Source organism: Rhodospirillales bacterium (genome assembly GCA_016710335.1).
Classification (GTDB): Bacteria; Pseudomonadota; Alphaproteobacteria; order Rhodospirillales; family Defluviicoccaceae; genus JADJXQ01.
Map to the genome: position 1 here is coordinate 83,048 of JADJXQ010000008.1, position 12,574 is coordinate 95,621.

Here is a 12,574-nt window from a genome sequence, read left to right on the forward strand (position 1 = left end):
GACCGGAGCGGGAGCACCAGGGCCAAGGTCTACAGCTCGTCCAGCTTCTGCAGCATTTCGTCCTGGGTGCGGAGCGAAGTGGCGGAGGCGTTGTAGACGGTCTGGGTCTTGATCATCTTCGCGAACTCGTCCGCCATGTCGACATTGGAAAGCTCGCGGGCGCCCGGCATCAAGAGACCGACGCCGTCCTCGCCGGCGACGCCGATGCTCGCCGCGCCGGAGTCTGCGGATGCGGCGAACAGGTTGCCACTGACCATACTGAGCCCGTCGGCGTTGGTGAAGTTGGCGAGCGCGACGCGGTAGAGGTTCCGCGTCAGGCCGCTCTCGAAGCGGCCGACCACGTGCCCCAACTGGTCAAAGGAGACGCCGGCGAGGTTCGAGGCCGGGAAGCCGTCCTGGCTGTAGTTCCCGCCCCGGAAGCCGCCTGCGAATTGGGTGACGGCGCCGAGGTCGAACGAGAAGGTGCTGGTGGCTCCACCGGCGAGGGAGACGGCCACGCCGTACTGTCCCGCCCCCGCCAGCGTCCCGTCCGGGTTGAAAGTCAGCGGCTGGCCGAGCACGCCGGCGGCGGCAACGGTCGCCGGCAGCGCGGCGGTTTCGTCGGCCGCGAGCGGGGTTGCCGGATCGACGGTCAGCGAGGCTCCGTCCGGCGCAATGGACTTGACCGTGTAGACGCCGTTGTTGACGGCGGTGCCGGCGATGGTGATGGCGTCGCCGGCGGCAAGGCCGGCAAAGGCGTTGCCCACCAGCCGGCCGTCACTCGTGCTCCGAATTCCGATAGTGGCGGTCGCGGCATCGAACACCATGTTCTCGTCGGCGCCGATGCTGCGGGAAAAATCTGCCGGTGGCGCGATAGCCACAGAGCCGGCGCCGCCGACGTCTGCGATGTCGAACCGCCAACTGTTGGCGATCGGGTCCTTGATGAAGCGGCTCTCCAGCATCCAGGCGTTGCCCGCGGTGTCGACGCCATGGATGGGGAAGGATTCGAGGGTCGCGGCGGGGCTGTCCGGCGGAAGGTTGAGGGCGAGCTTGGCACTGGTGGTCGCTTCGCCGATTCTGCCGAACGCCGCGCCGTCGACGCGCAGCGCATGCAGGCCGCCGAGATCGCCGCCGTAGCTGCCGGCCGGGTTGTAGTCCCAGCCCTGCAGATAGAAGCCGTTCTTGTCGACCAGGTAGCCTTCCTGCACGGTGATCGGGGCGCCGCCGATGCCGGCGACGGTGTTGTCCGGTCCGATGCCGGTGGCGAACGTGCCGTCGCGGGTGAACAGCGCTTCGCCCGAGCCGTCGGGGTGCGGATTGACCACGAAGAAGCCCCGGCCGCCGTTGATTGCCAGGTCGAGGGCGCCGCCCGAGGATTCGATCTCTCCCGGCGTGCCGATGCGCGCATAGCTCTTGGCGATCGACCCGCCGAAATCGGCGTGTGACGATCCGGCGGCCGAGGCGCCGCTTCCACTCTGATTGGAGACGCTCCGGCTCAACACGGTCGCGAACTGCACATCGGTCCGCTTGTAGCCTCCGGTCTTGAGGTTGGCGATGTTGCCGGCGATCGCGTTCATCGCGTCGCTCTGGCTGTTCATGCCGTGGACGCTGGCGGCGAAGAGGCCAAGAAGGCTCATGGGGCGGCTCCGGGTGTGGCTGATCGTCTGGTTCCGCCCTTGGCTCGCAAGGCGGATGCCAACAGACCGAGCAAAGCGGACGCGAACCCCGTGTGCGAGGGCAACTGCGGCACGCCGTGGGCACTGCAGTTGGCGGTGGCCCCGCGGCGGCGCCTCCCGCACTTCCCTGCAGACGCCGAGCGCCCGGCAGATCTTGCCGGGGCCGGTCGAGACTTTCCGCCCGTCGCCGCTCAGGCGTCCTGGTGCCGGGGATATAATGTTGATGTTTCAGTAGGATAACCCGCAGCAGCAGTTGGCACGGCATTCGCTTACAGGGTGGCGGATCATCACCATCGGAACCACCGGGATCATGACTTCGCGTTTCCGTCCGCCGTCGCTCCGCCCCCTCGCCCGCCTGCTCGGCGCCGTGCTGCTCGCCACTGTCCTCGGCGCGGCGATCGGCGCCGAGGCGCACGCCGTGTCCCGCATCAAGGACATCACCACCTTCGAAGGTGTGCGCGACAACCAACTCGTCGGGTACGGTCTGGTCGTCGGCCTCAATGGCACCGGCGACGCGTTGCGCGACGGCGGCTTCACCAAGCAGAGCCTGCTCAGCATGCTGAACCGGCTGGGGGTCAAGCCGACCGAGGACGGGCTTACCTCGAAGAACGTCGCGGCCGTTATGGTAACGGCGTCGCTGCCGCCGTTCTCCCGCCAGGGCAGCCGCGTCGATGTCAACGTCAGCGCCCTCGGCGACGCCAAGAGCCTCCTCGGAGGCACGCTTCTGGTCACGCCGCTGCTCGGCGCCGACGGAGAGGTCTACGCGGTCGGCCAGGGACAAGTCGGCGTCGGCGGCTTCTCCGCCGAAGGCGCCGCCGCAAGCATCACCCGAGGCGTGCCGACAAGCGGGCGCATCGCCGGCGGCGCCATCGTCGAGCGCGAGATCGACTTTGACTTGCGCGAGTTGCAGTCGGTCAAGCTCAATCTGCGCAACCCGGATTTCACGACCGCTCGCCGGGTGGCTGACGCCATCAACGCCTTTCTCGGAACCGCCGTGGCCCGGTCTAACGATCCGTCGACGGTCCTGGTGCGGGTGCCGCAGTCCTACCAGTACCGGGCGGTCGATCTCCTGACCGATATCGAGCAGCTCCGTATCCAGCCGGACCAGCTCGCCCGTGTGGTGGTCGGCGAGCAGTCGGGGGTCATCGTCATGGGCGAGAACGTGCGCGTCTCCACGGTCGCCATCGCCCAGGGCAACCTCACCATACGCATCAGCGAGGCACCGCAAGTGTCGCAGCCGGCGCCTCTCGCCGACGCCGGGCAAACCGTGGTGGTGCCCCGCACCCAGATCGAGGTGGACGATGAGGACGGCAACCGCATAGCGGTGGTGCCGACCGGCGTGACCCTGCAGGAGCTGGTCAACGGCCTCAACGCACTTGGTCTCGGACCGCGCGACATGATCACGATCTTGCAGACGATCAAGGCCGCCGGCGCGCTGCACGCCGAACTGGAGATCATGTGATGCCGTCCGCGAGCGCACTTCAGGCGACGACGGCCGCCGCTGCCGGCGCCGGGCGTCTGCCGGCCTTTGGAGGCGCCCGTGACCGGGCGGCGCTGGAAAGTACCGCCCGCGAATTCGAGGCGGTGTTTCTCGGGCAGATGCTGCAGCCGATGTTCGCGGGCGTCGGCGCCGAGGAACCGTTCGGCGGCGGCATGGCGGAGGACATGTGGCAGACGATGCTGGCCGACGAATACGGCAAGGCCGTCTCCAAGAGCGGCGGCATCGGCATCGCCGACGCGGTGGTCCGCGAAATCCTCAGAACGCAGGAAATTGAACAGGGTGAACGGCCGTGAACGAGACCAAGGCGACCAGGCTGGCAACCGGCGTCGGCGAGGCGATGGAACAGCTCATCGACATTCTGAAGCGCGAGAACCAGGCGCTCATCGAGCGCGACACCGCGGCGGTCGCCGGCATGGTGCGGGAGAAGGCCGCCGCCGCCCGCGCCTATGAGTTGAAGATGAAGGCGCTATGTGAGGCGCTGAACGACCTCGGAAACCTGGACGGCCGCTACACCGAGACCCTGGAGCGCCTCGGCGCTGTGCTGGAGCCACTAGTCGAAGAGAACGCCCGCCTCCTCAAGGTCGCGATGGAGGCCAATCGCCGCCTGCTTGCAGCGGTCGGCGAGGCCATCCGCTCGCTCAACCCAATCGCTTCAGCCTACAACCCGAAAGGCGCACGCAACGGCGACAAGGCCGCCAAGCCGATGGCGCCGGTCGTCCCGATCAGCGTCGATCACTCCCTGTAGCAGCGGTCTGCGGTCGCCGTTCGGCGCCACGATCGTCAATAGGAGCAGTCCTGATGTCCGGCAGTCTGTCTACCGCCCTCCAGACCTCGATCAGCGGCCTCAGCGCCAACGAGCGGGCGCTCAACACGATCGCCAACAACATCTCCAACGTCAACACCAAGGGCTATACCCGCAGGACCGTTGAACAGGAGCAGCGGGTCCTGAACGGGATCGGGGCCGGGGTGCAGATCACCGAGATCACCCGCAGGGTCGACGAAACCCTGCTGCGGAACCTGCGCCTCGAGCACGCCCGGTTCGGGGCGATAGACGTGCAGCAGAACTACTACGACCGCACCCAGGAACTGTTCGGCGCCCCCGGCGACGACAATGCCATCGGCCACACCATCGCCAAATTCGCTGGCGCCATCGAGAGCCTCGCCATGCAGCCGCAGAACAGCCTCGAGCAGCGCGACGTGGTGCGCTGGGCCGAGCAGACGGCGAGCCAGCTCCGCCGCATGAGCGAAACCGTGCAGGATCTGCGCCTGCAGGCCGACCGGGAGATCGAGGCAGCCGTCGACGAGGTCAACACGCTGATCAGCCGCATCGCCGACCTCAACGACGACATCGTCCGCAACGGCGCCGTGCGCCGCGATACGTCCGATTACGAAGACCAGCGGGATGTTGCGCTCGACCGCCTGTCGCAGATCATCGACATCCGCACATTCAACCATTCGGACGGCGACGTGGTGGTGTTCACCTCCTCCGGGCAGGTTCTGGTCGACACGGTGCCGACCAGCCTCACCCATAACGCGGTGTCGAACGTCGGGGCGACCACGACCTACAGCGAAGGCGACATCGGCGGCATCACCATCGGGGCCGCCGTCAACGCCAACGACATCACCCGATCGATCCGCGGTGGCGAGCTCAAGGGCCTGATCGACATGCGCGACGCCGTGCTCCCCAACATGCAGAGCGAACTGGACGCCCTCGCCGCCGCCCTCCGCGACACCGTCAACCAGGTCCACAACCGCGGCCTCGCGTTCCCCGGAATGCAGGACATGAGCGGTTCGCGGTCGTTCGTCACGCCGGCGACGCAGACCATCACCTTTTCCGGTGACGGCGACACATCGATGGTGCTGCTCGACGCCGGCGGCAAGCAGGTGCGCACCGATACCCTGCGCACCCTGTTGGGCGGCGCCGGCGGCAGCATCGACGACGTCGCCAACGCCATCGCCGCCTTCCTTGGCGCCGACGGCAGCGCCGGAGTGGTGGACGGAAAGCTGGTGGTGGAGGTCAGCAACCCGTCCCGCTATCTCTCGTTCCGCGACGAGGCGGGGACCGCGGCCGGAAGCGCCCCGCAAGACGCCGTCATCCGGTTCGACGCGGACGGCGACGGCGCTGCGGACGAGACGGTTTCCGGGTTCTCGAATTTCTTCGGCCTCAACGACCTCTTTGTGGACGGCCTCCCCGAGAACATCCATGACTCGAACGTGCTCAACGGCACCTTCGCCGCGACGCCGGCGACGCTCACGTTCCGCAACGCCGGCGGCGCACTCGGGTCGGTGGCCATCCCGGCCGGAGCCCGGCTCAGCGACATCGTCACCGCCGTCAACAAGGCCGGCATCGGCGTCACCGCCAGCCTGGTGACGGAAGGCGCCGGCGCCCGGCTCCGCTTCGCCTCCGACGACAGCGCCACCATCTCGGTCACCGACGGCGCCGCCGACACCCTTCTCGCCGACATCGGCCTGCGTGTCGCCGACGTTCGCACCGCCGCCAGCCTCGGGGTCCGCGACGACATTCGCCAGATGCCGTCACTGGTGGCGCGCGGCATCGTCCAGTGGGACGCCAACCGCGGCGTGGGCGGCGAATACCACGCCAGCATCGGCGACGACACGCTGATCCAGGATCTGGCCGCAAAGCTTTCGGAGAGTCGGACGTTCGCACCGGCTGGAGCCTTTGCAGCAACGCAAGCTAGCTTCACCCAGTATGCGGGCACGATCCTCGCGCAAAACGCCGCGCTGGGCGCCAGCAACGCCGACGACGCCGATTACGCCCGTACCCTGCTCGACTCCATCGAGCATAAGCTCGACAGCGATCGGGGCGTCAACCTCGACGAAGAGATGGCGCAACTGGTCATTTACGAGCAGGCCTACGCGGCGAGCGCGCGGGTCATGGGGACGATCAAGTCCATGTTCGAAACCCTCGACCGCATCCTCGGCTGAGATCCCGGCCGAGACAGCACAAGCCGAGACAGGAAAACGAGAGAACGCCCGCCATGACGCGCATCGCCGACATCGCCGCCAGCAACGCCATCCTCAACACGGTGTTCCGCACCCAGCGCCGGCTGCATGACCTGGAGCAACAGGTTGCCAGCGGCAAGGTGTCACAGGACTACAAGGGCCTGGCGCGCACGTCGCTGCGTCTGGTCCGCCTGGAAGGCGCCATGCAGGAGGCCGAGCGCTTCAAGGACAACAACCAGGCGATGCAGCTCCGCGTCGACATGACCCAGACGACGTTGGAAGGGATGCGAACCACGCTGCGCGACGTCCGCCAGGTCCTGCTCGACATCGATTCCCTCGAACCCCCGAGCCGCGCGTCGATCGAGGACGCGCAACGATGGGCGTTCAATGCGCTTAAGGACCTGGAAACGCATCTCAATACGGATATCGACGGCCGCTACGTCTTCGGCGGCGGCAGCGTCACCACCCAGCCGGTGGCGTTCGGGCTCACCACCCTCGAAGCTTTCCAGGACCGCTATGACGGCGCGTCGGTCATCTATCCGCCGACCCGCGAAGCCCACGTGCAGACCGATGTTGATCTGCCCCCGGCGGAAACCGGCGGCCTGACCATGAGCGGCGAGGACACCATCACCGCCGCCACCCCCGGCGCCTTCGCGCGCCTCAAGGCCGGCCAGACCATCACCCTCTCCGGCTCCGGCCTCGGCAACGACGGCGCCTACACGGTGGTGAGCACCAACGGTTCCGACCGGATCACCATCGCCGGCGCCCTGGCCGCCGGCCCGGCGACCATTCCGGTCACCAACTCGGTGGTGAACGGCGCCGACGCGGCGGTGACCATCAGCTCCGCCGACTATTATCGCGGCGACACGATCCCGCTCACCCATCGCGTCGACGACGACCGCTTTCTCAACCTCGACCTGACCGCCATCGACCCGGCGTTCGAGAAGGCGATCCGCGCCCTCGGCATCATCGCCCAGGGCGGCTACGGCACCCCCGGTGGGCTCGACCAGAACACGGCGCGCGTCGACGACGCCATCGACCTCCTCAACGGCGCCCTCGACCGCACCGGCGGCGGCGCACCCTACGGAGCGGAACTCTCCGGGAATCTCGAGACTGCGGCGATGGACATCGGCTTCCAGCAGCGGCTGCTGCACGACGCCGTCAAGGAACAGGGGGAGCTGATCAGCTTTCTCACCGCCAACGTCGCCGACATCGAGAACGTCGAGACGGTGGAGGCGGTCACGAAACTCCTCGACCAGGGCCGCGCCCTGGAAGCCGCCTACCAGGCCATCGCCAAGGTCAACTCGCTGAGCTTGTCCAACTATTTGTAGGGGCGGGATGGCGAATTACACTAAGGTAATCCGCCCTACGCCCTGGCGTTTATCCCGAGGAGTGGCTGGCGGAAGGGTGGATTAGAAAGGCTAATCTGCCGTAGTCGCGGCGTTGTGGCGGATTACGCTTCGCTAATCCGCCCTACGAACTTCGAGGTTGGCTGATCCGCCCTACGAGTTCCGGGCCTGGCCTTCGAGGAGGCCCTCGGATATTTGCAGGTTGATATTGATGAGGGTGTCGAGGGTGTGGTCGGTGACCTCGCCGTCGGCGCGGATGGTGGTGGCGACGATGAAGTCGCCGAGCTTGAGGAGGTTGGACCTGACGGCCGGCGACAAAGCGCCGTTGGCGCGGCGGACGGCGGACTGGATGGCGATCCACAGCTCGGCGTTGTCGGTGAGCGCCTCGGCCAGGTGCCGCGGCTGATGGCGCGCCTGGTCGAGGCGCACCGCCGCCTGTGACAAGGTGAACGCATTCTTCTCCACCGCGGTCAGCGGATCCGTCGTCTCTCGCGTTTCGGTCATGGCACGATCCTCTCGATCTTCAGTACGTACGGAGTCAGGCATATTCCAGTTCGCCGTGGCCGGCGGGTTGCAGCGATCGCTCCGGTCGCGGGTGGGGAACCACCGTCGTGATCAGCTGCCGCGTCTTCTCCGGACCGATGTTCATCAGCGCATCGACGACCGACAGGTGCGAGACGAAGCCCGGCCCCCGTTGCGGGTAGCGGGGATGTTCCCAGGTCTGATAGCGGATGGCGATGCCGGCGGCCTCGAACAACGGGCGGTCGGCCTCGAGATACACTTGCGAGCCTAGACAGGCGTAGTAGTGGCGGGCACCGAGGCGCTCGAGAATGTCGAGCAACAGGTGCGAGCGCCGGCCGCCTACACCAAGTTCGGACGCGCGGTAGAACCGCGGCGCCAGGCCGAGAAGCTCCGCGAACATCCTGATCCCTGCCACGTTGAGATCGGCGAGGTAAGTGAACTCGGTTTCCAGCCATGCCTCGATGCGCGGATACACCCGGTGGAAGTACGGCGCGCCCTTAAGGTTGGCCGCGATGGTTTTCAGGTGCTTGCGGCGCCACTGGGGCGGCGTCGGCGCGATGCGGATGTCATGGATGGGCGTGTCGAGCGGATGGGCGGCAATCGGCACCGTGAGCCAGAGGGGCGCGCCGTCCGCGCCCTTGATGCGGTTGCGGCTCTGCCAGCTCTGCTTGGTGAACTGGACGGCATCAAGGATGACGTAATCGTCGGCCGCCGCCATCTGCTCGAAGTAGCCGAGCCAGGGCATGTAGGTCGGCTGGGTGATCACCACCGTCATGGCGCTTGTCCTCCCTACACCTGGCCGAGCCGCAGGAGGCTCTTGCGGACCGGGATGTCGGTCTGGTGCACGTAGACGGTGAATTCGAACGGCACGACGCCGGGCTTGATGCAGTAGTCGTGGCGAAGCGTCACCAGCGGCGACAGCGTCTCCTTGCAGAACGCGAACACCGCCTCCGGCCTGACGTAGGCGAGTTCCGGATCGCAGTAGTCGACGTAGGTGGAGAGCAGGTTGAAGGCGAGCGCCTTGCGGGTGTGGGCGAACAACAGCGACAGGACGGTGCGCAGCAGACCCCAACTGTCGACCGTTCGGTGATTGAAGACGCCGCTGATCAGCACGTAGTCGAAGTCTTCCTCGATAGCGTCGACGAGGATGTTGCGGCGCTCGAAGCGAATGGCGGGGTACTTCTCCGACGCCAACCGGATCGCGTCCGCGCAGATGTCATAGCCGACGTACTCGCCGGGAAAGGCGCAGAATTCGCGGAGGAAGTCGAGCAGGTGGCCGGTGCCGCAGCCGAAATCGAGAACCTTGGCGCCGCTAAGGTCGCCGACCTCGGCGAGAACGCGCATACGCCGTTCCTGGGACTCGCGGTCGCGCCACTGCGCCGACTGCGGGCCGTCGCCGTGCTTGCCGACGAGATCGGTGTAGTGGCCGCCGATACGCTCCAGATCGTCCAGCAAGCGGCTGTCAAAAGCGACCATGGCTCATGCGTCTCCCGAACAGAATTGAGGGTGCGGGGCTATGCCGCGGACGGTTTCGTCGATGACGGCCGAGACGCGATCGGCGCCACGGCCGTCGCATACGGCCGCGGCGGATGCGCTCAATCGTCGGCGCGCCGCCGCATCGGCGGCGATGGCGAGGAGATCATCGCGAATGGAGCCGGCGGAAACATCCGCGTGCGAGCCCGACAGCCACACCGCGCCTGCGGCGGCGAGATTGGCGGCGTGGACCTCCTGGTTGGCGCCGGTCGTGATCAGGATGGTCGGCAGGCCGAGGCAGCAGCGCTCCCACGACATGGTGCCGCCGGCGCCGACGGCGAGGTCGGCGTCGGTCGTCAGATCGACCATGGACCGAACGCCGACGCCGACGTGCAGCCGTGCCGGCTGGGAAAGCGCGGCGAGGCGCTCGGCCACTTCGGCCTTGTGCGGCGCATCGTCGCCGAGCACCACGTCCACCGCGCAGGAAAGACGGCTGACGGCGACCGCATCCAGCACCATGGCCGTGACGTTGTCGATGTCGGCAGCGCCCATGGCGACCAGCAGTCGCGACACGGGACGGTGTTCGCCGCGGCGCGCGATCGCGGCCGGACGGGCGGCGGCAAACGCGGGATCGAGCAACGCAAAGCGACTGCCGGTGAGCACTTGGCACGCCGGTGAAACCAGGCGCCGATAGTCTTCAGCGGCGCGTCCGAAGGCGTCATCGAGCAGAATGTCGGCGTCGTGGTGACGGTCGGGGACGTCAGACAGGACCAGCACCCGATCCGCCCAGGCGCGGCACGCCGTCTGGAAGCTGCGGCCGCGGTGGTAATGATCGACCACCACAAGCTCGGCACGCTCGCCGAGTGCGGCGCCGATGGCCGCCGCTTCGTCCCCCGCTTCAAGCCTGATGATGTGCTGAAAGTTCGCGCCGGCGCTGTGCGAGGCCGCATTCGAGTCGGCATGAATTGCCAAGCTGACGCGCCAGCCGCGGCGCTTCAACGCCGCCGCCAAGGCACTGCAGCGTGCGAGATGACCACCGCCGAGATCCGCTGACGCGTCGCAGCGGACAACCGCCAGCGGCGGCACGGCACGACCGCGGATAGACATGCCCTAGATCCCCCGCACCATCCACAGACCATCATGCTGGCCGCGGCCGTTCAGGCGACCGGCCAGTTCGGGATCGGCAGCGACGAGACGCAGCACCCTGTCATAGCCCCAGCCAGTGCGCCCCGGCGGCAGCGTCGCGACGATGCGGCGCAGGTCGCGGAGGTCGTCCTCGGTGTCGAGGGTGAGGCGGATGTGCTGGACGCTCTTGCCGAGCAGCGGCAGGTGCTCCCAGTGCACTTCTGGATGGCGGCGGATGTAGCGGGTGACATGTTCCCGGTCTTCCGCATCGGTCGCCTCTTCGGCGGCGCGCTCCAACCAGGCCCGCGTCACCACCTCGCAATCGAGGCCGCGCGGCCAGCACAACTTCATATCGTTAGAGACGTAGTCGGCGCCGGTGACCCGCTGCAGACGCAACACGCCGGCGCAAACCGTGGGATCGAGCAGCGGACAATCGGCGGTGATGCGCATGACGATGTGCATGGCTTGGGCGCGGGCACAGCCCAGCACGCGGCCGAGCACGTCCTTCTCTGCGCCGCGGAACACGGCGGCGCCGTTGCGCGTGGCTTCCTCGGCGACGGGATCATCGGCTTTGCTTTTGGGCACGGCGCAAGCGACCACGTCGACCCCCTCGATCGCCTGGCAGCGCTCGATCACGTGCGACAGAACGGTGCGGCCGCCGAGGTCCATCAGGACCTTGCCGGGGAGCCGGGTCGAGCCGATGCGGGCCTGGATGACGACGCCGGTGACGGGCGCCTGCTCGACGGCGGCGTGGTTCGAAGTTCGATTCATGGGGATCAAGCCAGTTCTTTCAGCATGCGGTCGAGGCCCGCTTCGTCGAGCCAGTTGTCGTTGACGTCGCTGGAGAAGACGAAGCCTTCGGGAACGGGGGTTCCCTCGATCTCCGGATCGGTGTCGCCGTCATCGTCTCCCCAGAACTTGAAGGCAGGGCGGATGACGAAGCGGTCCTTGAGTTCGACCGTCGAGCGGGCGTCGTCGGCGGTGATCATCACCTCGTGCAGCTTCTCTCCCGGACGGATGCCGACGGTGCGCATCGGGATGCCCGGCGCCAGGGAGGCGGCGAGGTCGGTCATCCGCATGCTCGGGATCTTGGGCACGAAGATCTCGCCGCCGCGGGCGATCTTCAGGCACGACAGCACGAAATCGACGCCCTGCTGCAGGGTGATCCAGAACCGGGTCATGCGCTCGTCGGTGATCGGGAGGGTGTCCGCCCCTTCCCGCTTGAGGCGCTGGAAGAAGGGAATGACGCTGCCGCGGGAACCGACGACGTTGCCATAGCGCACCACGGCGAAGCGGGTGCCGGTCTTGCCGCTCAGGTTGTTGGCGGCGACGAAGATCTTGTCCGAGGCCAGCTTGGAGGCGCCGTAGAGGTTGATAGGATTGGCGGCCTTGTCGGTGGAGAGCGCGATGACCTTCCTGACGCCGCAGTGGAACGCCGCCTGGACCACGTTCTCGGCGCCGAGCACGTTGGTGCGGATGCATTCGGTGGGGTTGTATTCGGCAAGCGGCACGTGCTTCAGCGCCGCTGCGTGGATCACGTAGTCGACGTCGCGCATCGCCATCTGCAGGCGCTCGCGGTCGCGCACGTCGCCGATGAAGTAACGGAGGCAGGGATGCTCGGCGCGGCTGAACGCCTGCTCCATCTCGAACTGCTTGAGCTCGTCGCGGGAAAAGATGATCAGCCGCCGGGGCTCATAGCGGTCGAGCACCGTCTGCACGAAGCGCTTGCCGAAGGAGCCGGTGCCGCCGGTAACGAGGATCGACTTGCCGGCGAGATCGACGGACAGATCGTAGTAGTTGGAGAGCGGCATCGTGTAGTAGCGACGGTCTCGAGCGTCGCCGGTGGATGCGGGCCTCGCGGCGGCGGCGCCCGCTTTGCGCCCGCTCATCAGCTTTATCGTCGTCATCAGTTTCGTTCTTCCCCGTGGGAGCGGCGTTGGCTCCGCTCGCGCTTGACGTGATGGGGGAAGACTAGGCGATCGTGG

12 protein-coding genes are annotated in these 12,574 nt (G+C 67.2%); 5 read left to right on the forward strand and 7 right to left on the reverse strand.

Annotated features, from left to right (window positions below; genetic code table 11):
• Positions 1 to 29 precede the first annotated feature (29 nt).
• Positions 30 to 1,616, reverse strand: a complete 1,587-nt coding sequence (locus tag IPM60_12990) for a flagellar hook-basal body complex protein (protein MBK8908776.1) — start codon at positions 1,614 to 1,616, stop codon at positions 30 to 32.
• Between the two features lie 349 nt (positions 1,617 to 1,965).
• Here IPM60_12990 and IPM60_12995 point away from each other — a divergent pair, with 349 nt between their 5' ends.
• Genes IPM60_12995 through IPM60_13015 form a run of 5 tightly spaced genes read left to right on the forward strand, consistent with a single transcriptional unit; the run spans position 1,966 to position 7,451 of the window.
• A complete protein-coding gene (locus IPM60_12995; GenBank protein ID MBK8908777.1) occupies positions 1,966 to 3,117 on the forward strand; it encodes a flagellar basal body P-ring protein FlgI in 1,152 nt (383 codons plus the stop codon).
• Positions 3,117 to 3,449 carry a rod-binding protein gene (locus IPM60_13000; protein ID MBK8908778.1) on the forward strand — a complete coding sequence of 111 codons (333 nt, stop codon included), beginning with the start codon at positions 3,117 to 3,119 and terminating at the stop codon, positions 3,447 to 3,449. Before IPM60_12995 ends, IPM60_13000 begins: the two co-directional genes overlap by 1 nt.
• On the forward strand, positions 3,446 to 3,901 hold the full coding sequence (flgN, locus tag IPM60_13005) for a flagellar export chaperone FlgN (protein MBK8908779.1): 456 nt from the start codon (positions 3,446 to 3,448) through the stop codon (positions 3,899 to 3,901). Before IPM60_13000 ends, flgN begins: the two co-directional genes overlap by 4 nt.
• A 53-nt stretch (positions 3,902 to 3,954) precedes the next feature.
• On the forward strand, positions 3,955 to 6,102 hold the full coding sequence (gene flgK, locus IPM60_13010) for a flagellar hook-associated protein FlgK (protein MBK8908780.1): 2,148 nt from the start codon (positions 3,955 to 3,957) through the stop codon (positions 6,100 to 6,102).
• Between the two features lie 53 nt (positions 6,103 to 6,155).
• A complete protein-coding gene (locus tag IPM60_13015; protein MBK8908781.1) occupies positions 6,156 to 7,451 on the forward strand; it encodes a hypothetical protein in 1,296 nt (431 codons plus the stop codon).
• 171 nt (positions 7,452 to 7,622) lie between these two features.
• On the opposite strand, the gene IPM60_13020 is transcribed toward IPM60_13015, so the two are convergent.
• Genes IPM60_13020 through pseB form a run of 6 tightly spaced genes read right to left on the reverse strand, consistent with a single transcriptional unit; the run spans position 7,623 to position 12,400 of the window.
• On the reverse strand, positions 7,623 to 7,973 hold the full coding sequence (locus tag IPM60_13020; GenBank protein MBK8908782.1) for a hypothetical protein: 351 nt from the start codon (positions 7,971 to 7,973) through the stop codon (positions 7,623 to 7,625).
• Positions 7,974 to 8,007: 34 nt separating this feature from the next.
• A complete protein-coding gene (locus IPM60_13025) occupies positions 8,008 to 8,766 on the reverse strand; it encodes a WbqC family protein (GenBank protein MBK8908783.1) in 759 nt (252 codons plus the stop codon).
• A 14-nt stretch (positions 8,767 to 8,780) separates the two neighbouring features.
• Positions 8,781 to 9,467 carry a class I SAM-dependent methyltransferase gene (locus IPM60_13030; GenBank protein MBK8908784.1) on the reverse strand — a complete coding sequence of 229 codons (687 nt, stop codon included), beginning with the start codon at positions 9,465 to 9,467 and terminating at the stop codon, positions 8,781 to 8,783.
• Positions 9,468 to 9,470: 3 nt separating this feature from the next.
• Entirely contained in the window at positions 9,471 to 10,571 is a 1,101-nt protein-coding gene (gene pseG, locus IPM60_13035) for a UDP-2,4-diacetamido-2,4,6-trideoxy-beta-L-altropyranose hydrolase (GenBank protein ID MBK8908785.1), read from the reverse strand.
• 3 nt (positions 10,572 to 10,574) lie between these two features.
• On the reverse strand, positions 10,575 to 11,360 hold the full coding sequence (locus IPM60_13040) for a glycosyltransferase family protein (protein ID MBK8908786.1): 786 nt from the start codon (positions 11,358 to 11,360) through the stop codon (positions 10,575 to 10,577).
• 5 nt (positions 11,361 to 11,365) lie between these two features.
• A complete protein-coding gene (pseB, locus tag IPM60_13045) occupies positions 11,366 to 12,400 on the reverse strand; it encodes a UDP-N-acetylglucosamine 4,6-dehydratase (inverting) (GenBank protein MBK8908787.1) in 1,035 nt (344 codons plus the stop codon).
• Between the last annotated feature and the right edge of the window lie 174 nt (positions 12,401 to 12,574).